Origin of the sequence: Streptomyces glaucosporus, assembly GCF_039533345.1 — a bacterium.
Lineage (GTDB): Bacteria > Actinomycetota > Actinomycetes > Streptomycetales > Streptomycetaceae > Streptomyces > Streptomyces glaucosporus.
Genome location: NZ_BAAATJ010000010.1, coordinates 167171 through 188719 on the forward strand (window position 1 = coordinate 167171; position 21549 = coordinate 188719).

Consider the following 21549-nt stretch of genomic DNA (forward strand, 5'->3'; position numbering starts at 1 on the left):
GAGGCCGCTACCCCGTACCTTCCCCTGCCGCGACGACCCTGGCCAGCATCGCGCATCATCCTTCCCGCCCCGTCAGGGGCACCCACCGGAGGCGTTGTCCGGCCGTAACGCTACCCGGCGTCCGCCGGGCGGGCCCCCTCCCGGTCCCCCCGGGGCCGTGTCGGGCCGGGGCGCGTCACCGCGGTGACGCAGCGCGCTCGGCCACCACACGGCGGGGCCGATGTCCCTGGTGAGGGCGGGGACCAGCAGGGAGCGGACGACGACGGTGTCCAGCAGGACGCCGAACGCGACGATGAAGGCGATCTGCACCATGAAGGAGAGGGGGATCACCACCAGGGCGGCGAAGGTGGCGGCCAGCACCACCCCGGCCGAGGTGATCACCCCGCCCGTGGCGGTCAGCCCCTTGAGGACGCCCAGCCTGGTGCCGTGGCGCAGCGCCTCCTCGCGGACGCGGGTCATCAGGAAGATGTTGTAGTCCACGCCCAGCGCGACCAGGAACACGAAGCCGTAGAGGGGGATGGAGGGGTCCGTCCCGCTGAAGCCGAGGAGGTGCTCGAAGACCAGGGCGGCGACGCCGAGGGTGGCCAGGAAGTTCAGGGCCACGGTCGCCACCAGGAGCACCGGCAGCACCAGCGACCGCAGCAGCGCCATCAGGATCAGCAGGATGATCACCAGGACGACGGGGATGATGGCCGCCCGGTCCTCCCGCGCGGTGTCCTGGGTGTCGAGCTGCTGGGCGGTGTAGCCGCCGACCAGGGCGTCCGCGCCGTCCACCGCGTGCACCGCCTCGCGCAGCCGCTCCACGGTCCGCAGGGCCTCCTCGGAGTCGCTCGCGTCCGACAGGGTCGCCTGGACGCTCACCCGGCCGCCGGCGACCAGGGGCTCTCCTCCGCCGGGGCGGCCGGAGGAGGTGACGGGCGCGGCCGAGGCCACGCCCTCGGTGTCCCGCGCGGCGGCGGTGACCTCCGCCACGCGGCCGGCGTCCGCGATGATCACGGCGGGGTTGCCGGAGCCGCCGGGGAAGTGCTCGGTCAGCTTCTCCTGGGCGGTGACGGACCGCGCCTCGCCCACGAAGGTCTCGCTCAGGGGTACGGCCCGGGAGGACAGCGTCGGGAAGAACGCGGCGGCGACGGCCAGGCACGCCAGCGAGACGGCCCACACCCGGCGCGGGGAGCGGTCCACCAGGGAGGCGACCCTGCCCCACACCCCGCCCGACGGTTCCGGGCCGGCCGGGTCGGCGGGCGGCTTGGGGCGGGCGGGCCAGTACGCGGCCCGGCCCAGCGCGACGAGCGCGGCGGGCAGGAAGGTCAGGGCGCTGAGCATCGCGCAGGCGATGCCGATGGCGCCGACCGGGCCCAGGGCCCGGTTGTTGCGCAGGTCGCTCAGGAGGAGCGCGAGCAGGGCCAGGGCGACGGTGGCCCCGCTGGCGGTGATCGCCCCCAGGGAGCGGCGCAGCGCGGCCCGTCCGGCGGCGAGCCGGTCGCCGCGCAGGGCGAGTTCCTCGCGGAAGCGGGCGGACAGCAGCAGCCCGTAGTCGGTGGCGGCGCCGATGACCAGGATGAACAGGATGCCCTGCACCTGGCCGTCCACCCGCACCAGGTCCTCCCTGGCCAGGAAGTACACGATCGCGCAGGCCAGGGAGAGGGCGAAGACGGAGCCGAGGATGATGGCCAGCGGCAGCAGCACGCTGCGGTAGACCAGGAGCAGGATCAGCAGGACGACGATCAGCGCGACGGCCAGCAGCAGGCCGTCGATCCCGGCGAACGCCTCGGAGAGGTCGGCCTGGGTGGCGGCCGGACCGGCGACGTGGACGGAGGCGCCCTCCACCTTCCCCGCGGCCTCGCGGAGGGAGTCGACCACGTCGGGGAGCCGGTCGTCGAGGTCGGGGGCGAGCTGCACCACGCCCTGGAGCGCCTCGCCGTCCTTCGACGGCAGGGCGGGGGAGGGACGGCCCTCCACGCCGGGGGCGTCGGCCAGCCCGGCCAGGACGCGGCCGGCCTGCTCGCGCTGCTCCGCGCCGAGCCGCCCGTTCGAGGCCTCCCAGACGATGACGGCCGGCACGGTCTCGTCGGTGCGGAAGGCCTCCTGCTCGTGGATCACCTTCGTCGACTCGGCGCTCTCGGGCAGGAAGGAGGCCTGGTCGTTGACGGAGACCTCGCCGATCTTCCCCGCGTACGGGCCGAAGACGCCGCCGACCGCCAGCCAGACGACGATCAGCGCCGCGGGCACCAGCCACCGGAGGACGCGTGGTGTGGGTTTCATCGACTCCCCTGATCTGAAGGATGCGTGTTCCGCCCCGGCGGGCAGATATCTTTACCATCAAGAAGCTTTACGACCAAGAATGTATATCGTGGACGGGTGAGCGAATCGGACGACCCCACCAGCCTCCAGGCGTTCGCCGTCCTGCTGCGCCGCACCAACGGCGAGTTCAGCCGGATGGCACAGGACTTCGCCCGGTCCCAGGGGCTCCACCCCACCGACGTGCAGGCCCTGGTGGAGATCCTGGACGGCGGGGAGGACGGGCCCGTCACCCCCGGCCTGCTGCGGGAGCGGCTCCAGCTCACCTCCGGCGCGGTCACCGCCTGCCTGGACCGGCTGGAGCGCGCGGGCCACATCCGGCGCACCCGGGACTCGGCCGACCGCAGGACCGTTCACCTCCACTACGCGCCCCGGGGCCGGGAGGTGGCCCGCGAGTACTTCCGTCCCCTCGCGCAGGCCACCGACGCCGCCCGGCGGCGCTTCAGCGACTCCGAGCTCCGCGCCGTCGTGCGCTTCCTGGCAGCCATGAACGAGGAACTGGCCGCGCTGCGCCGCCCCGGCGGGAACCCGCCCCGCTCCTGAGCGCGTACCACCGGCGCCGCCCGGCGCGCGTGGTGCCCGTCTTCCCGGAACCGGCCGCCGCCACTCCCGCCCCCGCGGCCCCCGCCTCCGTCTTCGCTTCTGCCTCCGCCGCGATGTTGCGCGCCATCCCGCCGAACACCACGGCGTGGAACGGCGCCACGCCCCACCAGTACGCGTGCCCCGCCAGGCCCCGCGGATGGAACAGCGCACGCTGCCGGTAGACCGTCCGCCCCGACCGGTCGCGGTCGACCGCCAGTTCCAGCCAGGCCAGACCCGGCAGCCGCATCTCCGCCCGCAGCCGCAGCAGCCGCCCCGGCTCGATCTCCTCGACCCGCCAGAAGTCCAGCGCCTCCCCGACCCGGAGCCGGGCCGCGTCCCGCCGCCCGCGGGCCAGCCCCACCCCGCCGGCCAGCCGGTCGAGCCATCCCCGCGCCGCCCAGGCCAGGGGGAAGGAGTACCAGCCGTGCTCGCCGCCGATGCCCTCCACCACGCGCCACAGCGCCTCGGGAGGAGCGGCGACCACCCGGTCCCGCAGATCGGTGTAGAGGCTGCCGCCCGCCCAGTCCGGGTCCGTGGGCAGCGGATCGCTGGGAGCGCCGGGGACGGACGCGGAGGACCAGCGGGTGGCCACCCGCGCCTCCCGAACCCGCTCCAGGGCCAGGCGCAGCGCCTCGGCGAGGCCCAGCGGGCCGCCCGGCGGGTCCGGCACGTACCGGGCGATGTCGTGCTCGGCGCAGACCACCTCGTGCCGCAGCGACTCCGTCAGCGGCCGGGCGAGCGCGGCGGGCACCGGGGTGACCAGCCCGATCCAGTGGCTGGACAGGGCGGGGGAGAGCACCGGCACCGGCAGGACGACGCGCCGCCGGAGCCCCGCCGCCTCCGCGTGGAGCCGCATCATCTCCTGGTACGTCAGGACGTCCGGACCGCCGATGTCGAAGGCGCGGTTCACCTCCGGCGGCAGGCAGGCGCAGCCGACCAGGTAGCGCAGCACGTCGCGGACGGCGATCGGCTGGAGCCGGGTGCGCACCCAGCGCGGGGTGACCATCACCGGCAGCCGCTCGCTCAGGTAGCGCAGGATCTCGAACGACGCCGACCCCGAGCCGATCACCACCGCCGCCCGCAGCACGGCCGTCGGCACCCCGGAGTCCAGCAGCAGACGCCCCACCTCGGCCCGGGAGCGCAGGTGAGGGGAGAGGTCCCGTTCGGGGACGCCGCGCGGGGTCAGCCCGCCGAGGTAGACGATCCGGCGCACCCCCGCGGCCCGCGCCCGCTCGCCGAAGACCCGCGCCGCCCTGCGGTCGGTCTCCTCGAAGCCGGGGCCGCCGCCGAGGGAGTGCACCAGGTAGTAGGCGACGTCCACCCCCTCCAGCGCCGCGCCCGTCGAGGCGGCGTCGGTCACGTCGCCGCGGACGATCTCGACCTCCCCGGCCCAGGGGTGGTCGCGCAGCCTGCCGGGGACACGGGCCAGGCAGCGGACCGCGTACCCGGCCGCCAGCAGCTCGGGCACCAGCCGTCCGCCCAGGTAGCCGGTGGCCCCGGTGACCAGGCAGCGGAGCGGCCGCCCGGCGCCCCGGTCCGCCGTCCCGCCGCCGTTCCCGTGACCGCGCACACGGCCATGCTCGGCCCCGCGGACACCCTCCGCAACCGCGCCGCCGCGCCGCTTCCCGCCGCCCGCGGCCGGTGGACGGCGGTTCGTCCGTTCGGCGGGGCACGGCATACGATCCCATGCGTGTCCAAGCTGACCGACGTGTCCAAACGGATTCTGATCGGCAGTGCGCTGCGGAGCGACCGGCTCGCCGAGACGCTTCTGCCCAAGCGCATCGCCCTGCCCGTCTTCGCCTCCGACCCCCTGTCGTCGGTCGCCTACGCACCGGGCGAAGTCCTGATGGTGCTCTCCGTCGCCGGGTTCTCCGCCTACCACTACGGTCCGTGGATCACCCTCGCCATCGTCGTGCTCATGCTCACGGTGGTGGCGTCCTACCGGCAGAACGTCCGCGCCTACCCCTCCGGCGGCGGCGACTACGAGGTCGCCACCGTCAACATCGGCCCCCGCGCCGGACGCACCGTCGCCAGCGCCCTGCTGGTGGACTACGTGCTGACGGTGGCCGTGTCGGTCACCGCGGGCGTGGACAACCTCAGCTCGGCCGTGCCCTTCGTCGCCGAGAACAAGACCGGCGTGGCCCTGGCGATCATCGCGCTGCTGACCGTGATGAACCTGCGGGGCGTGCGCGAGTCCGGCACGCTCTTCGCCGTCCCCACCTACGTCTTCGTCGCCGGAGTCCTGGCCATGATCGGCTGGGGGGCCTTCCGCGGGCTCGTGCTGGGCGACACCATGGAGGCGCCCAGCGCGGACTACCGGGTCCTCGCCGAGCAGGGGGACCTGGCCGGGGCCGCGCTGCTGTTCCTGCTGCTGAGGGCCTTCTCCTCCGGCTGCGCCGCCCTCACCGGCGTGGAGGCCATCAGCAACGGCGTCCCCGCCTTCCGCCGTCCCAAGAGCCGCAACGCCGCCACCACCCTGGCCCTCATGGGCGGCCTGGCCGTCACCATGTTCTGCGGCATCATCGCCCTCGCGCTGGCCACGAGGGTGAAGATGTCCGAGACGCCGGCCACGGACATCCTCATCGACGGCGAGCCCGCCGGCCCCGGCTACCACCAGGACCCGGTCATCGCCCAGGTCTCCGCCGCCGTCTTCGGCGACGGCTCGCTGCCGTTCCTGGTGCTGGCCGGAGCCACCGCGCTGGTGCTGTTCCTGGCCGCCAACACCGCCTACAACGGCTTCCCCGTCCTCGGCTCGATCCTCGCCCAGGACCGCCTCATGCCCCGCCAGCTCCACACCCGCGGCGACCGGCTGGCGTTCTCCAACGGCATCGTGCTGCTCGCCGTCGCCGCGGGCGCCCTGGTCTACGCCTACGACGCGGACTCCACCCGGCTGATCCAGCTCTACATCGTCGGCGTCTTCGTCTCCTTCACCCTCAGCCAGACCGGCATGGTCCGGCACTGGAACCGCCACCTGCGCGAGGAGGGCGACCCCGCCGCCCGCCGCCGGATGGCGCGCTCGCGCGTCATCAACGCCTTCGGCGCCCTCTTCACCGGGCTGGTCCTGATCGTGGTGCTGGCCACCAAGTTCGTCCACGGCGCCTGGGTGGCCCTCATCGGGATGGCCTTCTTCTACGCGCTGATGAGCGGCATCCGGCGGCACTACGACCGGGTGTCCGAGGAGCTGGCGGTGGCCGAGGACGAGGGCCGCGACGAGATGGCCCGCCCCTCGCGGGTGCACTCCATCGTCCTCGTCTCCAAGATCCACAAGCCGACCCTGCGGGCCATCGCCTACGCCAGGCTGGTGCGCTCCGACGTCCTGGAGGCCCTCAGCGTCAACGTCGACCCCGAGGAGACCCGCGCCCTGCGCGAGGAGTGGAACCGGCGCGGCATCGACGTCCCCCTCAAGACCCTCGACTCGCCCTACCGCGAGGTCACCCGGCCCGTCGTGGAGTACGTCAAGAGCCTGCGCCGCAACAGCCCGCGCGACGTGATCAGCGTCTACATCCCCGAGTACGTCGTCGGCCGCTGGTACGAGCAGCTGCTGCACAACCAGAGCGCCCTGCGCCTCAAGGGGCGCCTGCTGTTCACCCCCGGCGTGATGGTGACGTCCGTGCCCTACCAGCTGGAGTCCTCCGAGCGCGCCCGCCTGCGGGCCCGCCGGCGGTCGGAGTGGAGCGCGCCCGGCGCGGTGCGGCGCGGCTCCGCGGACCGGCACGAACCGTAGACGGCGGTCACCCGCGCGGGGGCGGTAGTCTGGACGACTGCCGTCCTTGGCGCACCCCACCTCCTGGAGCGACTCCCTGATGTCCCCCGCAACGCCTCCCACCACGTCCGCCGCCGCGCAGCCCGGCACCGACGGCGCCGCCCCCGCGTCGCTGGCCGGCCGGGAGTACGAGGTCGAGGTCGGCCCCGTCGCGCACGGCGGCCACTGCGTCGCCCGCACCGAGGAGGGCCGGGTCCTGTTCGTCCGCCACGCCCTGCCCGGCGAGCGGGTCGTGGCGAGGGTCACCGAGGGGCGCGAGGACTCCCGTTTCCTGCGCGCCGACGCCGTGGAGATCCTGGAAGCCTCCAAGGACCGCGTCGAGCAGCCGTGCCCCTTCGCCGGACCCGGCCTGTGCGGCGGCTGCGACTGGCAGCACGCGGCCCCCGGCGCCCAGCGGCGCCTGAAGGCGTCCGTCATCGCCGAGCAGCTCCAGCGGCTGGCCGGCCTGTCGGCCGCGGACGTCGGCTGGGACGGCACCGTCGAACCCGCGCCCGGCGACAAGGTCCCCAAGGGCGAGGTGCCGGCCTGGCGCACGCGCGTGCAGTACGCCGTCGACGAGGAGGGACGCGTCGGGCTGCGCCGCCACCGTTCCCACGAGATCCAGCCGATCGACCGCTGCCTGATCGCCGCGCCCGGCGTGAGCGAACTCGGCGTCGAGAAGCGCGCCTGGCCGCAGACCGCCGCCGTCGAGGCCGTCGCCGCCACCGGCTCCGGCGACCGCCAGGTCCTGGTCACCCCCAGCCCCGGCGGGCGGCTGCCGCTGGTGGAACTGGACCGCCCGGTGTCGGTGATGCGGGTGGAGGAGTCCCGCGCCCGGGGCGGGGAGCGGACCGTCCACCGCGTCCACGGCCGCCCCTACGTCCGCGAACGCGCCGCCGACCGCACCTGGCGGATCAGCGCGGGCGGCTTCTGGCAGGTCCACCCCAAGGCCGCCGACCTGCTGGTGGAGGCCGTGATGACCGGCCTCACCCCGCACAAGGGCGACATGGCCCTCGACCTGTACTGCGGCGCCGGGCTCTTCGCCGGCGCCCTGGCCGAACGCGTCGGGGAGAAGGGCGCGGTGCTGGGCATCGAGGCGTCCAAGCGCGCCGTGGAGGACGCCCGCCACAACCTCGCCGACCTCGACCGGGTCCGCGTCGAGCGGGGCACGGTGGAGAAGGTCCTGCCGCGCACCGGCATCACCGAGGCCGACATCGTCGTCCTGGACCCGCCCCGCTCCGGCGCCGGACGGAAGACGGTCCGGCAGATCGCCGCGCTCGGCCCGCGCCGCATCGCCTACGTCGCCTGCGACCCGGCGGCCCTCGCCCGCGACCTGGCCTACTTCGGCGAGGAGGGCTACGTCCCGCACTTCATGCGGGCCTTCGACCTGTTCCCGATGACCCACCACGTGGAGTGCGTCGCCATCCTCAAGCCCGCGGAGAAGGGCTCCTGACCCGAGGTCCCGCGGAGAAGGGCTCCTGACCCGGGGTCCCGCGGACCCGGGGGCTCCGTCCGGCCTGCCCCCGGGCGCCCGCCGGGCGGAACGGCCGCTCCCCCCGCGGAACCGTCCTGGTCTGCGGTTCCGTGGAGCGGCAGCCCTCGTGCCGGCCGTGGTACGAGGGCATCGCCCGGAACCCCCGGCGCTCGGCCGGAGGACCGCCGCAGCCGGATCCGGCTGATCCAGCGGCACGAGCCGGAACTGGTCGTGGGCCGGGCCGACCGGCGCGGTGACGTCGAACTCGTCGACCTCCACCGCCTGTACCACGGGCGGTGAAGGGCAGGGGAACGAGCGGCCGACCCGGCGCCGTCCGGCACACCGTGGACTCCGGTCCCGTCGGGGCGTTGCGGTGAGGCCGGTCGCGCGTGCTCGGACCGGCGCCGGGGCAGAGCAGGCCGCGTTCCATGAGGTCGTCCGTCTCGGCCCAAGTGATGAAACGGCAGGAGCCGGTGCCCAGGCCGACGGCGACCGGCAGGTTCCCGCCGAGCCGCGTGTCCCCGCGGCCGTGGTCGGGGTACCCGACGTGGCCGTGGGGAGCGATGAACCGCCCCCGGTCCGTGAAGCAGTGCTCCGGGACGGCCCGCACCCCGGACAAGACCCCCGGACGGCGCTTTCCCTCGCCGGGAACTCGGCGGCTCTCCGCTCGGCTTCTCTCCGGCCGAGGATCTCGGCCGGTCCCCCCGGGACGGTGGCGGCGGTACGCGGACTCTGCCGGGCCGGGCGTCGCTCCGAACCGCGGGCCGGTTGCGGGCGTCACCCGGCCCTCCGAGGGGAAACGCGGGCCCGTCTCGCCGGTGAGGCGGCGTACGGCGGCGCGCTGCCACTCGGTGAGGTGGACGACGGCCCACGGCGGCACGGGGAAGGCCACCACGCCGGCCGCGAAGCGCAGCGCCACCGCGCCGGCCGGGGCCGGCCCGCCCCACGCGCCGACCGGGTGTCGACCGGGTGGGGCTGCCAACCTGGGATCGGACAGGTCAGATCGCGCGCGGAGACGGCGGCCCACACGACGGCCCACACGACGGCCCCCAGGAACGACAGACCGGCCAGCGCCGTGTTGACGAGGAAGAACGCGAGGGCCTTCCGCGGCCGCCACCGGTGGCCGGGAGGCGTCCCGCACGCACCGCCGGGGTTGTCCGTCGCGTGCCGCGCACCGGAGCATGGTGGCCGTTGGTGAGCCGTGGACCGTGCCGTGAACGGAGACGTCGTGCAGATCGGGGAGTTGTCCGAGCGAACGGGTGTGAGCCGGCGGTCCATCCGCTACTACGAGCAGAAGGGGCTCCTGCGGGCCCGCCGCACCGGCAAAGGGTGGCGGGAGTACGACGAGGACGCCGTCAACAGGGTCCTCAACGTGAGGGAGCTGCTGCGGTCCGGACTGACCGTCGAGGACATCCGGCAGGTCGAGCCCTGCCTGTCCATGGAGATGGCCGACTTCATGTCCTGCTCCGACGCCGACCACGCGATCGCCATGTACGAGGAACGGCTGGCCGTCATCGACGAGAAGGCGGCGCTGCTGCAGCGGCACCGTGAGGAACTGGTGCGCCGCATCGCGATGCTCCGCACCCGGTCCGGGGCCGACGACTTCGAGAGGATCCTCAAGAACGCGCGGAGGACGTGAGGAGCCGGGCGGACTCGGGAATCCCCGCCGCCGGACGACACGGGACACGTCCCCGGCCAAGGGTGCGGCCTCCTTTCACGGCCGCTCCCCGGGCTCGGGCTTGACCCTGACACCGGTGTCACCACCTAGCGTCCCGTGGGTGCGTGGCGCCGCGGCGCAGGCCGTGAGCCGGAAGCCGCCCGGTGCCCGCTTCCCATCGCTGCGAGCGCGCGCGTCCCCCGGGCGGAGGGTGAGCCTCCCGCCCGGGCGGCGTTCCGGCGCGTGTGACGGAGGTCCGCCCATGATGAGAAGAGCCCTTCCCGGCTGGCTTCTCGTACTGTTCCTGACCCTGCTGGCCACGGCCACGGACGAGTTCGTCATCGCCGGCGTGCTCAAGACGATCGCGGCCGACCTGGACGTCGGCGTCCCGGCCGCCGGGCAGTTGGTGACGGTGTTCGCCGTCGTCTACGCGCTGGGGGCCCCGACGCTGGCGGTGGTGTTCGAGCGCTTCCCCAGGCGCACCGTGATGGTTCTGGGGCTGCTGGTCTTCGCGCTGGCCAATGCGGCCGCCGCGGTCGCGCCGGGGTACTGGGCGCTGATGGCGGCCCGGGTGCTCGCCGCCCTGGCCGCGGCCGTGGTGACCTCGGCCGCCTTCGCCACGGCGGCCATGGGCGCGCCGGAGGGCATGCGGGGGCGTTACCTCGGCGTGGCCACGGCGGGAATGACGGCGGCGCTGTTCACCGGGGTGCCGCTCGGGTCGTGGTTCGGCGGTGCCTTCGGCTGGCGGGCGACGTTCTGGCTGATCGCCGGCGTGGGGACGGTCGCCGCGCTCGGGCTGCTGGCCACGGCACCGCGCATCGCCGGCGGCGAGCCCGCGCCGCTGCGGGAGCGGCTCGCCCCGCTGCGGAACACGGCCGTGCTGCGCCTGGTGACGGTGACCTTCCTGGCGGCGAGCGGCGGCCTGATGTTCTACACCTACCTCGCGGCCTACACGGCCGAGGTCGCCGGCGGCTCCCACGGGCTGCTGTCGGTGGTGCTCCTGACCGTCGGCGTCGCGGGCCTGCTCGGCGCCGTGCTGGCCGGCCGCGCGGCCGACGCGCTGGGCCCGCGGCGCAGCCTCCGCCTGGTCGTCGGCGGGCACGCCCTGGCGCTGGCGCTGGCCGCGGCCCTGGTGTTCAGCGGCATCGGCAACCCGATCGTGATGGGCGCCGTCATCGCCTTCTGGGCCGTGTTCGCCTGGGGCCTCAACCCGCCGATCCAGGGGAGCATCATGGGCGCGGCGGGCCCCCGGGCGGCGATGACCGCCCTCGCGCTGAACATCTGCGGTCTCTACCTCGGCACCGGGGTGGCGGGCGCTCTCGGCGGCGCGGTCATCGGCATCGCGGGCATCGGCTGGGTGCCCGTGGCGGCCACCGCGGCGATGACCCTCTCGTTCCTCCTCGTTCCTCCTCGGTCCGCGCACGGCGCCCGGAGCGGGGGCCGGGCACCGGAACGGGCCCCGACGGCCGTCGACACCTGAGAACCCCCGCGACGGCGCCGGCGGAACGGAGGCCGCCGTGCCGTCCGGACGACCCGAACGGGCGTGACGAAGGGGCCGCCGGGCGGCGCGCCCGGAGGCCGGTTCTCTCGGTCAGTGCCCGTGTCCGGACGCGTTCCCCGCGGGCCGCGGCGGGGGGTCGAACTCCGCCCACACCGTCTTGCCGCCGGGCGGGTAGGGGTCGGTGCCCCAGCGGTCGGCGAGGGCGTCCACCAGGAGCAGCCCGCGGCCGGACTCACTGTCCGGGCCCGGCGCCGGGCCGGGCTCGGGCGTCTTGTCGCCGCGGGTGTCGGTGACCTCGACCAGGAGGACGCCCGTCACGCCGTTGAGGGTGAGGGCGATCCGGAAGTCGCGGCCCCGCACGCGCCCGTGCAGCGCGGCGTTCGCGGCCAGTTCCGCCACGACCTGTTCGGCGCGGTCGGCGACGGACGGCGGCAGGGGCCAGGCGCGGAGCTGCCCGGCGGCGAGCAGCCGGGCGAGGCGGGCTCCGCGGCGGGTGGAGGACAGCCGCTGGGCGAACGTGCGGACGCTGCCGGTCTCTTGGGGCGTTGCCAGGTGCATGCGACCACGCTGGCGGACGCGCGGGGACGTCTGCCAGCGGTGGACCCCGTACCGCGTGTCACCGTACGGAGACGCCGGGTGGCCGTTCGGCCGACTCGGTGACGACGCCGCGCATCACGGTCCGGCACCGGGCCGCACCCACCAGGATGGGGCGGGTGACCGGCACCGCAGACCTCTGGCACCACTACGGCCGCGCCCGAGCCGGGCGCGACCGCGCCGTCCCCGGGGCCTTCCACTGGACCTGGAGCCAGGACGGCGGCCCCGGCCCGGAGCTCCTGGGCGACCTCTCCGGGCGGACCGTGGGCGACCTCGGCGCCGGGGCCGCCCGGCACGCCGCGCACCTCGCGGTCCGCCACGCACCCGCCCGGGTCGTCGCCGTCGACGCCTCCCCGGCGCAGCACGGGACCGCCACCGACCTCTTCGGGCACCTCGCGCCGCGCCTGCGCATCGTGCTCTCCGGTGCCGTACCGCACCTGCACACGGCGGCCGGCGCCTACGACGTGCTGTACAGCGTCTTCGGCGCGGTCGACTTCACCGACCCGCGCGAGCTGCTGCCCGCGGCGGCCGCCGCCCTCCGGCCGGGCGGACGGCTGGTGTTCTCCACCCTGGCGCACCACGTGGGCGGCGCCCCCGCGCGGACGGACGTCACGGCCTCCGAGATCCCGGCGAGGACCCCCGACGGCGGGACGGCCACGATGCGCCGCTGGGTGCTCCGGGCACACGTCTGGGCGGAGGTCCTGGACGGGGCGGGGTTCACCCGGATCGGCACCGAGGTGCTGCCCGCGACGGGGGAGGGGCCGCGCGCCGCCGACACGCTGCTGGTGACCGCCCACCGCCCCCGCTGAGCCGCCCTCCGGCCACGCCGCCCGCCGACGCCCGCCGCGGCCTCCTGTGTCCCGCGCCCCGCGTGTTCCTCAGGCCCCGGCCTCCTCGTGCGCTTTCCGCAGCTCCCGCAGGCTCGCGGCCCCGCGCTCGGCCGTGGTGATGTGGCCGAGGCCGAGGGCCGTCGTGGCGCGCCCGCAGAGCTGGAAGGCGTCCTCACGTGTGCGCGGGGCCGGCGTCCGCATCCCGCGCAGCGCCGGGAAGTCCGCCTTCGGGGAGAGCTCGGTGAGCGACGTCCGGTTGCGGTCCCTGGCGGACAGTTCGCCGCGCAGGACGTCCGCCGAGGCCCTTCATGGCGGTGGGCCCCCGGCTAGGCTCCTCCTCCATGACCGGAGCCCCTGCCGTCCCGGGCGCGGCACACCGAGCGTCACCGGCCCCGGGCGTCCTGGCACGCACGTACGCCCTGACCGTCGTGGCCTACGTGCCGCTCCTCGCCCTCCTGCTCGTCCCGGACCTCATGCGCAGCAGAGCCGGCTCCGAGGCGATGCTCGCGGTCGGCATGACGCTGCTGTCGGCGCTGGTGGTGGCGGCGCTGGTGGTGGCGGCGGTGGTGGTCGCTCCCGAGGTGAGCGCCAAGGCGGCGCCGCAGGGCGACCTGTGGCGTTTCGGCCGGGCGCGCGCACGCGTCCGCACCCTGGTCCGCGCCCGCCGCCGCGCCTACTTCCTCCGCCTGGGCGAGTTCGCCGTCCTGTGTCTGGCGGCACAGGGCGCGGGGGGAGTCCTCGCGTGGGCGATGCCGTACATCAGGGAGAACCCGGCCCACGGGACCGACCCGACGCAGGACGCCCGGATTCTCGACTATCCGAACTACGCGGCCCAGGCCGTCGTCATCTACCTGGTCACCTGTTGTGCCTTCGCCTGGTACGCCACCCGCCTGCGCGCCCTGTCGCTTCTGGCCGACCCCGAATGACCGGCGGCGCCCTCCCCGCCTCGGAGCGGGTGGTCGTCTACGGCGGGTACGCCACCGCCGCCGGTGTCTCGGCCGGTACCGACCCGGTCCTCCGCCTGGCCGCCCGGATGGCCGGTGACGAGGTCGTCGAGGCCGTCGAAGTCGTCGAGGCCGCCGAGGCCGTCCGCCTCGTCGTCGAGTACGGCCCCCGCCCCGCGTCCCGACGACCGGCCAGGCCCGGCCCGTCCGGGAAGCCTCACGATTCGGTCACTCTCCGCCAGCGAGCCGTGATTCTCCGGTGATGATGGGGAGATGGTGGTGAACCGGCGACGCTTAGTGGGGTATGCGGCGGCCTGGTCGTGCGGGCTGCTGTGTCTGGTCTCCGTGGCCTGGACGGCAGGTGCGCTGCGGGACGGGAGCGGCAGCACCGCGGACACGGCGGGGCTCCTCCTGGGACTGGCCGGCGTGGGCCTCGCGGCGGCGGGCCTGTGGGCCGCAGTCCGGGCGCTGCGGGAGCACCGGACCGCGGCGGTGATCGCCACGGAACTGGCGGGGGCGGTCCTGGCGGAGGAGGGAAGGCAGTACAAGCAGCTTCTGGGCGGCGACCCCCAGGCCCTCAACACCGCGATCGACCTGCGGTTCGTCCGGGCCGAGGCATCGGGGCCCGCCGGCGGCGGAGGAGGCGGCGGGCACGCCGGGGGCAGCCTGCGGGGCATCGCCGCGTACTACCGCTCGCTCTCCCCCGGGCGTCTGGTCGTCACGGGCTCCGCCGGTGACGGCTCCGCGGACGCCGGGACGGGGAAGACCGTCCTCGCCGTGGCGCTGATCCTCGGGCTGACGCGGGACCGCGCCCCCGGCGAACCGGTTCCGGTCCGGCTGTCCGCGGCATCCTGGCCCGGCGGCTCCGTCCGGGACTGGCTCGTCCGCCATCTGACCGGCGCGTTCCACCTGCCCCGCCGGGAGGCCCGCTCCGTGGTGGACGCCAACCTCGTCATGCCGGTCATCGACGGCCTGGACGAGATGGACGCCGCCCCGCGGCCCGGATACACCTCCCGGGCGGCGCAGCTGCTGCGCGCCGTCGAGGGCCACCCGTGGCAGGGGGAGAAGGCCCCGGTGGTGCTCACCTGCCGCCGTCCGCACTACGAGGCGCTGGTCGCGGCCGACGCCCAGCTCCAGGGGGCGGCGCGGATCGAGATCGTCCGGGTGGCCGGCGGGGACGTCCGCTCCTACCTCGAGTCCAGGATCGGCTACTCGGCGCGGAACCTCGCCCGCTGGGAACCCCTGCTGGACGCGCTGGACGCGCCCTCGGCCCCCGCCGCGCTGGTCGACGCCCTCGACACGCCCTGGCGGCTGACGCTGGCGGCCGTGGTGTACGAGGAGCGTGACCCCGGGAGCGGCGAGTTCCTCCGCGACCCGAAGGACCTGGTGCGCCTGGCGGAGCGCGGCGAACTCCACGGCTACCTGCTGGACCGCTTCGTCAAGGCGGCCGTCAACGCGCCGCCGGAGGAGGGCGGGCAGCGGCCCCTGGCACGCCCGGACCCGGAGGCCGTGTGGCGTCACCTGGCGGTCCTCGCCGCCTACCTGCACGGCAACGCGGCCACGCCGTCCCGGACGGTCGCGGGCCGCCGGCTGTCGGGCACGGACATCGTGCTCCACGAGCTGTGGCCGCTGGCCGGTCCCCGCAGGGCCCGTGTGGTCAGCGCTCTGTTCTTCCTGATGGTCGTCGCGGTGTTCCTGGTGCCCTACCTCCTCACCGACAGCTTCAACAGCACGACCGGCAGCGCGGCCTTCGTCGCGATGGTCTGGGCGATCACAGCGGGCGCGGCCGCCTACGCCGTCGCCTGGCCGCAGCCCGCGCGTCTGTCCCTGCTGCCCCTGGCCACGTCCTCCGGGCTGCGGCGCACGGTGACCGCGGCGCTGGTGGGCGGGGCCGCCGGCGGGGTGGGCGGCGATCTCTTCTACGACTGGCTCGGCCATTCCGCGTCCGGAACATTCCCGTACCTGGCCGGCGAGTTCGTCTACTGGCCGGCCGTACCCGGCTGGATGGGCTTCGGCTGCCTGCTCTACCTCACGCTCGGCGCACGGCACCACTCCGTCGGCGATCCGCGGAGCGCGCTGCGGGACGACCTGACCGCCTGCCTGGTCTCGGCCGTCCTCATCGGGGCGCTGGAGAGCGTGGAGATCCTGACCCTGCCCGCCTACGAGCAGTTCTTCCTGTTCGAAGGCCCGATGCTGGTTCCCACCATGACGATCAGCGGACTGGTCCTCGTCGTCGGGTGGGGGTTCCTCCTGTCGCTGGCGGGCGCCTTCCCCGCCACCCGGGGACTCCGCGCCGTGCTGGGCGGACCGGCGACGCTGCGCCACACCGCGCTTCTGCTGTGCACGCGCGGAAGGCTTCCGTGGCGGCTCGGGAGTCTCCTCCACCACTGCTACGACCTCGGGCTGCTGCGCGCCGCCGGGGGCGCCTACCAGTTCCGCCACCTGGAGTTGCAGGAGCACCTCGCCACCCGGCCCCACCCGCCCGACCTCCGGCGGGACGGGGAACGGCGGGACGGCGAACGCGGGGCCGCGGGCTCGGAGAGCGGATGTCCGGCCCGGTGAGGGGCCGTGCCGCTCACGTACCGCCGCCGACCGCGTACGGCCGCCCCGGCAGCCGCGTCGCCGAACGGGACGCCGTGACCGCCGTGGCCCGTATGGAGAGTCAGAGTACGGACACTGTGGGTGGACGGTGCGCGGTCCGATCGGTCAGGCTGGACGGGTTCGGCCGCGGGGGAGACCGCGCACAGCACAGCACGTGGAGGGGCCGCCCATGACCGTTGACGACGCCTGTACGACGACGGGCGGGGACGTGGGACGGGAGCCCGACCCGTCGGACAGCCTGCGGACCTTCGGCGCCGTCGTCCAGGCCCTGCGCGAGCACGCCGGCCTCAGCCGCGCGGACTTCGGCGAACGGGTGCGGTACTCCAAGCACACCGTGGAATCGGTGGAGTTGGGCCGCCGGATGCCCGACGAGTCGTTCGTGGAACGGGCGGAGGAGGCCCTGGGCAACACCGGCGCCCTCCGGAAGGCCGCCAAGTACCTGACGCGCGGTGAACCGGGCCTGGCGGCCTGGTTCCGCCAGTGGGCCCGCCTGGAGCGGGTGGCGGTCAGCCTGTGCACGTACGAGTGCAGGCTGGTGCCCGGGTTGTTGCAGTCGGAGGGGTACATGCGCGCCCTCTGCGAGAACGACATTCCGCCCCTGACGGACGACGCCCTGGAAGCCACCGTACGGGCGCGGCTGGAGCGGCAGCAGTTGCTCCACGAGAGGCCCAGCACGGCCTTCGACTTCATCGTCGACGAAGCTGTTTTCATGCGTCGCATCGGCGGAGCTGAGGTCACCCGTGGTCTGTTCGATCACGTCCTTGAAGCCGTCAAAGCCAGGAACGTGACGCTCCAGATCATGCCTGCCTGCACCGAGTACCACGCGTGCCTGGCTGGACCGATCCAACTACTGGAAACCCCGGACGGACGCTGGCGCGGGTACTCGGAGGGGCAGGAGAACGGTCGCTTGATCGCTGACCCGAAGGAGGTCAGCAAGCTGCACATGCGCTATGCGAGACTGCGTTCGCAGGCCCTGCCCCCGAAGGAATCCGTGGGCCTGCTTGAGCAGATGCGAGGAGCGCTATGAGCGGAACGACTGACCTCGACTGGTTCAAGTCCAGCTACAGCAGCGCGCAGGGCGACAGTTGCATCGAGGTCGCCGTCACCGAACAGGTCGTCCACGTGCGGGACTCCAAGGACGTGAGCCGTCCGGCCTTCGCGGTCGGCCGCGAAGGCTGGGACCGGTTCGTACGGTACGTGGCGGGGGAGTAGCGCGGACGCGCCTCCGCGCGGTCAGCCTGATGCCGGGCCGGGCATCCGTTTGCCCGCGCGGAGGGCGGCACCTCCTGGCAGACAGAGCAGCGATACGGCGGACAGGGCCCAGGGAGCACCGCCCTCCGCGTACACCGGGCCCGCGAACATGCTTGCGGCGACGAGCGCGAGGAACGAGCCGGAAGCATCCAGGAGGCTGTCCTCGTGGCGGTCTTCGCCGGGGTTCGCCTTCGAGTGGCGGGCCCGGATTCCGGAAGGCTTTCCCGGCCAGGCGAGTCATGTCAGCATTCTGCATATTATAAAAAAGTGTGCCAAGCGGTGCTGTTGGACCACGACCGCCCGTGACGGAAAGCGGCGGAAGGCGGACGCATTCCTGCCCGTGTCGGCCCGTAGCGCTTACCGGTGGCAGCTCGTCAGGCCTGGCCGTGACCGGGCGCGTCACCGCCCGGAGCAGGGCGGGCAGGGCGCGTCCTCGTACTGTGCTGCCGGGCTCGGTCCGCGAGGGTGCGGGCGAGTGCGGTCACCCGCGGGGTGAGACCGGTCCAGTCGTCGGCGGCCGTACCGAGGTAGCCGGCCCGGGCGCGTTCCAGCAGTTCGCGGTCGGCTGCCGCGAGCGTCCGCGCGACCGCCTCGGCGGCGGTGTCCTTGGGGACGATCCGGCCGGTGTCGAGCGTGACGAGGACGCGGGCCAGGGTGAGGAGGGCGTTGCGCTCATCGCCTTCGATCCCTTCCAGGACGTCCGGGACGACGGCGAGGACAGCGTTCCCGAGCAGCTCGGGCGGGACGGAGGGGACGACGTCGCCGAACGCGGGCCCGCGCAGCGCCCGGTGCGCCGAGTGAGCGGTGGCCAGGAGGACGACGGTGTCGGGATCGTCCGCGGGTTGCGGGAGGAGGCCGTCGGCGAGGTCTTCGCGTAGCCACTCGCCGTACTGGAAGTCGCGGCGAGGCGTTCCCGTCAACGGGCGGACGTCGTCGACGACGATGCCGGTCAGTTCGACGGGCCGCCGGTGCGCCGCGTCGGGGAAGCGTTCGGCGTGGCCGCGCCACCCGGAGACGCGCGACAGCAGCGAGACCAGCGCGGCACGCTCGGGCGCGGTCAGCGACCTGCGGGTGAGCATGAGCAGGTCGATGTCGCTGTCCGGACGCAACCCCGAGGCGGTAGCGGAGCCGTGGAGGTAGAGGCCGACGAGGTCTCCCGGGTTCTCCCGGTCCAGGTGCTCCAGGAGAGGGGCGATCAGTTCGTCCATCACCTCCCAGGCTAAAGGCCCGGGGGAGTGACGCCCCGACGCCGCGCGTACCCTCAGGCCCGTGCCCACACCCGGAGGACGTCACCCGCCTCGGAGAGGGTGTACCAGGTGCCGTCGCCGAGCGGCCGGGGCGAGCCGAACACCCGCTCCGGGTAGGCGACTTGGCCCAGCACGCGCATGCGGGTGAGGTCGATCGCCCAGTGGCGGGCGGGGCCCCACTCGTCGTCGGTCTCGGCCGTCCCCGCGACAGCGGTGTCCTCGTCGAGGAAGCCGCCCTCGTAGTCCCAGCCCGGCTCGTACTCGTCGTCCTCGCCGTACCCGTCCTCCCCGCCGTCCTCCGGTCCGGTGCCGGGGTGCCGGGGCACGGCGGGGGCGGCGTCCAGTTCGGCGAGGACCGAGTGGTCCCCGGTCCGGTGCACGGCGAGGATCTCCTGGTAGTGGGTGACGGTCAGGAAGCGGTCGCCGGACGGGCTGACGTCGAGCAGGACGCGGATGTCGTCCCCGACGCGCTCGGCGGTCAGCTTCTCGCCGTCCCAGCGGCCCCAGTACAGCGGCACCCCGTCCTGCCCCTCGCCCAGCGTCAGCCCCATCCGCCGGGGGTCGGGGTGGGGGACGTGCACCGAGCCGTGGACGGCCGTCCGCGTGTCCGCCCGGCCCAGGACGCGCCCGTCGGCTGCGTCGACCACCAGCCACTCCTCCCTCGCCTCCGCGTCCGGGCCGTCCGAGGCGAGGGGGGTGCGGACGTGGGCCCACACCAGAGACCCGTCCGCGGAGAAGACCGCCGAGCCGCGGTCGGGGTACCGGTGGTCGCGGCGGCCGTCGTACTCCCCGGCGGAAGCGTGCAGCTCACGGCAGCGCGCACTCCAGCAGCCGTGGCGGATCTCCCAGCGCACACGGCCGCCGGCGTCCACCGCGCGCAGGGCGTGCGTTCCGGAGAAGACGGCCAGGTCCCTCTCCGGCGACACCGCGCAGGGACCGAGGCGGCGACGCCAGGGCGCGGGGAAGCGGACCGGCGCGGCCCCGCCCGTCCCGGCGGTCAGCCCGTCCAGGTCGTACGCGACCGCCTCGGCGTCCCCCTGCTGGACGAGCAGTCTCCGCCCCGGCCACCGCAGCACGTACGGGGCGTCGGCCGCGGCGCGGTCCAGGGGTGCTTCGAGGGAGGCGACGAGACGGGCGGTGACGGACACGGGGGCTCCTGGAGAGGTACCGGACGAGGGGTCACTGGATGTCGAGGCGGACCGGGTGGGAGGCGTCGGCGGCGCAGGTGAAGACGCGGAGCTCGCCGAAGCGGCCCACGGTGACGTCCGGGCCGCCGTGGCTGCTCCCGACCGTGAGGAGCAGCCGCGTCCCGGCGCCGCAGGACGGGCGGTCGACCCGGACGCGGCCGGTCAGGTGCCGGCTCGGCCGGCCGCCGACCTTCCAGCCGGACCGGCAGGCCAAGCGGTGGTGGTCGACCCCGCGTGCCGCGGCCCACGCCCGTGCCCGCTCGGCGAGGGCGGCCGGGAGGTCGTCCGTGCTCGGCAGGTCGGCGACCCGGACGGGATCGACCGTGCAGGACGAGGGCAGGCAGAGGTCGAGGGCGCGGTGCGGGCGGGGCGGGTCCGCCACGGCGTCCACGGCCGCCGCCGCGCGGTACCGCAGCTCGACCGCGGGCCCGCTGTAGTGCGGCTGGCCGGGAAGCCCGCTGTGGTCGTTCGGGCACCACAGCACCTGGAGGACGTCGGCGCCGTCCGGGCGGGGCAGGCCGGGGACGTCCCGCGCGTGGAGCTGCGCCACCGGGACCATCGGCACGTCCGGACCGCCGGTGTCCGCCACCCACCGCACCCGCTCCCAGGTGGTCATGTCCAGGGAGGAGGCGCCGTCGAGGATCCTGTCCGGGGTCTCGGCCTCCTCGGGCGGCATCGGGGGTCTCCGGCCCGATCGGCGGCGCTCGCGCCGGGCCCGCCCCATCCGCTCCAGCGCCTCGCGCTCCTCGTCCGTGAGCCTTTTCCGCACCCGCGCCATGTGGGGGTGCGGGCACAGCGGCCACGGCTCGCCGGCGGGCCACAGCAGGGGGCCGCCGACGGAGCTGTCCCGCACGCCGGGCGACCCCGCCGCCGGCCGCAGCAGGACGGCGGCGCGGACGTACTCCGCCAGTTCGGGCACCTCGGCCACCAGGTCGGCCACCAGATCGGCCACCAGGGTCTCGGCGGACGGGTCGGGGGGCGTCACGGGCACGGCTCGCTTCCACGGGTCGGGACGGGGGAGGTGGTGCGCGCACACCGTACCCGCGGGGTGCGACAGGACGGCCGTGCCGCCGCGTCACCGCGCGCGGGCACGGGCGCCGTGACGCGCCCACCACAGCATCGACAGGGCCAGCAGCCAGCAGGCGGCGACGCGGGCCGGCCACCCCAGGGGCATGCCGAGCAGCAGGGGGACCGCCAGCACCCCGGCGACCGGCCCGGAGGCGTGCCACAGGACGCCCAGCAGCGGGCCGGCGCCGGCGAGTGCGGGGCCGCTGAACAGCAGCCAGGCGGGCACCGGGGTGCGGTAGGCGCTCACCAGTCCGGTGGCGACCAGTGCCGGGACCGCCGCCAGGGTGAGCAGCGGGCCCGCGACGGGGGCGAAGGGCACGGTGAGCAGGCAGCCCGCGGCGGTGAGGAGGAGCACCGGCACGATCGCGTGCTCCACGGCGACACGCCCGCGGGGGCGGGGCGACCAGGCCGTGCGCCGGGGATCGTCGGCGTCCAGCCGCGCGGGCTCCAGCAGGGCGGAGGCGGCGAAGCAGCCCAGCGCGGAGGCCGCGGGCGGGGCGAGGGACGCCGCCCCGCCTCCGGCCGCCGCGCCGGCGGCCAGGGCCGCGGGCGGCGTCTCGGACTTCCTGCTCC

At 75.0% G+C, this 21549-nt stretch carries 18 protein-coding genes and 1 pseudogene; 11 read left to right on the plus strand and 8 right to left on the minus strand.

Annotated features, from left to right (window positions below):
• Nucleotides 1-72 precede the first annotated feature (72 nt).
• Complete coding sequence (locus ABD358_RS13600; RefSeq protein WP_344631216.1) at nt 73-2262, minus strand: MMPL family transporter; 2190 nt, start codon at nt 2260-2262, stop codon at nt 73-75.
• A gap of 96 nt (nt 2263-2358) precedes the next feature.
• Between ABD358_RS13600 and ABD358_RS13605 the strand changes: the two genes are divergently transcribed.
• A complete protein-coding gene (locus tag ABD358_RS13605; protein WP_344631217.1) occupies nt 2359-2841 on the plus strand; it encodes a MarR family winged helix-turn-helix transcriptional regulator in 483 nt (160 codons plus the stop codon).
• On the opposite strand, the gene ABD358_RS13610 is transcribed toward ABD358_RS13605, so the two are convergent.
• Nucleotides 2741-4558 carry an SDR family oxidoreductase gene (locus ABD358_RS13610; protein ID WP_425576318.1) on the minus strand — a complete coding sequence of 606 codons (1818 nt, stop codon included), beginning with the start codon at nt 4556-4558 and terminating at the stop codon, nt 2741-2743. The genes ABD358_RS13605 and ABD358_RS13610 overlap by 101 nt on opposite strands.
• Before the next feature lie 12 nt (nt 4559-4570).
• Between ABD358_RS13610 and ABD358_RS13615 the strand changes: the two genes are divergently transcribed.
• From ABD358_RS13615 to ABD358_RS13630, 4 genes are all read left to right on the plus strand, one after another.
• A complete protein-coding gene (locus ABD358_RS13615; protein WP_344631219.1) occupies nt 4571-6604 on the plus strand; it encodes an APC family permease in 2034 nt (677 codons plus the stop codon).
• Nucleotides 6605-6683: 79 nt separating this feature from the next.
• Nucleotides 6684-8075 carry a class I SAM-dependent RNA methyltransferase gene (locus ABD358_RS13620; RefSeq protein WP_425576320.1) on the plus strand — a complete coding sequence of 464 codons (1392 nt, stop codon included), beginning with the start codon at nt 6684-6686 and terminating at the stop codon, nt 8073-8075.
• A gap of 1234 nt (nt 8076-9309) precedes the next feature.
• Nucleotides 9310-9735, plus strand: coding sequence for a MerR family transcriptional regulator (locus ABD358_RS13625; RefSeq protein WP_344631221.1), 426 nt, complete (start codon nt 9310-9312; stop codon nt 9733-9735).
• Nucleotides 9736-10015: 280 nt separating this feature from the next.
• Nucleotides 10016-11233, plus strand: a complete 1218-nt coding sequence (locus tag ABD358_RS13630) for an MFS transporter (protein WP_344631222.1) — start codon at nt 10016-10018, stop codon at nt 11231-11233.
• 111 nt (nt 11234-11344) lie between these two features.
• Here the strand turns inward: ABD358_RS13630 and ABD358_RS13635 are convergent, their stop codons facing one another.
• Complete coding sequence (locus tag ABD358_RS13635; RefSeq protein ID WP_344631223.1) at nt 11345-11812, minus strand: ATP-binding protein; 468 nt, start codon at nt 11810-11812, stop codon at nt 11345-11347.
• Between the two features lie 155 nt (nt 11813-11967).
• Between ABD358_RS13635 and ABD358_RS13640 the strand changes: the two genes are divergently transcribed.
• Nucleotides 11968-12657, plus strand: coding sequence for a methyltransferase domain-containing protein (locus ABD358_RS13640; RefSeq protein ID WP_344631224.1), 690 nt, complete (start codon nt 11968-11970; stop codon nt 12655-12657).
• A gap of 69 nt (nt 12658-12726) precedes the next feature.
• Here ABD358_RS13640 and ABD358_RS13645 read toward each other — a convergent pair whose 3' ends face one another.
• Nucleotides 12727-12879, minus strand: coding sequence for a hypothetical protein (locus ABD358_RS13645; RefSeq protein WP_344631225.1), 153 nt, complete (start codon nt 12877-12879; stop codon nt 12727-12729).
• A 140-nt stretch (nt 12880-13019) separates the two neighbouring features.
• On the opposite strand from ABD358_RS13645, the gene ABD358_RS13650 reads away from it, so the two are divergent.
• From ABD358_RS13650 to ABD358_RS13670, 5 genes are all read left to right on the plus strand, one after another.
• Nucleotides 13020-13604: a hypothetical protein gene (locus ABD358_RS13650; RefSeq protein WP_344631226.1), complete on the plus strand. Its 585-nt coding sequence runs from the start codon at nt 13020-13022 to the stop codon at nt 13602-13604.
• Nucleotides 13601-13885: a type 1 glutamine amidotransferase family protein gene (locus ABD358_RS13655; protein WP_344631227.1), complete on the plus strand. Its 285-nt coding sequence runs from the start codon at nt 13601-13603 to the stop codon at nt 13883-13885. The genes ABD358_RS13650 and ABD358_RS13655 overlap by 4 nt, the downstream gene beginning before the upstream one ends.
• Before the next feature lie 16 nt (nt 13886-13901).
• The gene (locus tag ABD358_RS13660) at nt 13902-16184 is read left to right on the plus strand and encodes an NACHT domain-containing protein (protein ID WP_344631228.1); all 2283 of its coding nucleotides are present in this window, start codon (nt 13902-13904) and stop codon (nt 16182-16184) included.
• 208 nt (nt 16185-16392) lie between these two features.
• Complete coding sequence (locus ABD358_RS13665; RefSeq protein WP_344631229.1) at nt 16393-17250, plus strand: helix-turn-helix domain-containing protein; 858 nt, start codon at nt 16393-16395, stop codon at nt 17248-17250.
• Nucleotides 17247-17435, plus strand: coding sequence for a DUF397 domain-containing protein (locus tag ABD358_RS13670; protein ID WP_344631230.1), 189 nt, complete (start codon nt 17247-17249; stop codon nt 17433-17435). The genes ABD358_RS13665 and ABD358_RS13670 overlap by 4 nt, the downstream gene beginning before the upstream one ends.
• A gap of 413 nt (nt 17436-17848) precedes the next feature.
• Here ABD358_RS13670 and ABD358_RS13675 read toward each other — a convergent pair whose 3' ends face one another.
• From ABD358_RS13675 to ABD358_RS13690, 4 genes and pseudogenes are all read right to left on the minus strand, one after another.
• On the minus strand, nt 17849-18682 hold the full coding sequence (locus tag ABD358_RS13675) for an aminoglycoside adenylyltransferase domain-containing protein (RefSeq protein WP_344631231.1): 834 nt from the start codon (nt 18680-18682) through the stop codon (nt 17849-17851).
• 53 nt (nt 18683-18735) lie between these two features.
• On the minus strand, nt 18736-19869 hold the full coding sequence (locus tag ABD358_RS13680) for a hypothetical protein (protein ID WP_344631232.1): 1134 nt from the start codon (nt 19867-19869) through the stop codon (nt 18736-18738).
• A gap of 31 nt (nt 19870-19900) precedes the next feature.
• Entirely contained in the window at nt 19901-20899 is a 999-nt protein-coding gene (locus ABD358_RS13685; RefSeq protein ID WP_344631233.1) for a hypothetical protein, read from the minus strand.
• Between the two features lie 84 nt (nt 20900-20983).
• Nucleotides 20984-21549, minus strand: a pseudogene (locus ABD358_RS13690) (DUF6297 family protein); the annotation flags it as partial.

What these genes read in the sequence shown, in the direction of transcription:
- ABD358_RS13600 (WP_344631216.1), bottom strand. Translation starts at nt 2,262, where the DNA reads ATGAAACCCACACCACGCGTCCTCCGGTGGCTGGTGCCCGCGGCGCTG.
- ABD358_RS13610 (WP_425576318.1), bottom strand. Translation starts at nt 4,558, where the DNA reads ATGCCGTGCCCCGCCGAACGGACGAACCGCCGTCCACCGGCCGCGGGC.
- ABD358_RS13620 (WP_425576320.1), top strand. Translation starts at nt 6,684, where the DNA reads ATGTCCCCCGCAACGCCTCCCACCACGTCCGCCGCCGCGCAGCCCGGC.
- ABD358_RS13630 (WP_344631222.1), top strand. Translation starts at nt 10,016, where the DNA reads ATGATGAGAAGAGCCCTTCCCGGCTGGCTTCTCGTACTGTTCCTGACC.
- ABD358_RS13635 (WP_344631223.1), bottom strand. Translation starts at nt 11,812, where the DNA reads ATGCACCTGGCAACGCCCCAAGAGACCGGCAGCGTCCGCACGTTCGCC.
- ABD358_RS13645 (WP_344631225.1), bottom strand. Translation starts at nt 12,879, where the DNA reads ATGCGGACGCCGGCCCCGCGCACACGTGAGGACGCCTTCCAGCTCTGC.
- ABD358_RS13650 (WP_344631226.1), top strand. Translation starts at nt 13,020, where the DNA reads ATGACCGGAGCCCCTGCCGTCCCGGGCGCGGCACACCGAGCGTCACCG.
- ABD358_RS13655 (WP_344631227.1), top strand. Translation starts at nt 13,601, where the DNA reads ATGACCGGCGGCGCCCTCCCCGCCTCGGAGCGGGTGGTCGTCTACGGC.
- ABD358_RS13665 (WP_344631229.1), top strand. Translation starts at nt 16,393, where the DNA reads ATGACCGTTGACGACGCCTGTACGACGACGGGCGGGGACGTGGGACGG.
- ABD358_RS13670 (WP_344631230.1), top strand. Translation starts at nt 17,247, where the DNA reads ATGAGCGGAACGACTGACCTCGACTGGTTCAAGTCCAGCTACAGCAGC.
- ABD358_RS13675 (WP_344631231.1), bottom strand. Translation starts at nt 18,682, where the DNA reads ATGGACGAACTGATCGCCCCTCTCCTGGAGCACCTGGACCGGGAGAAC.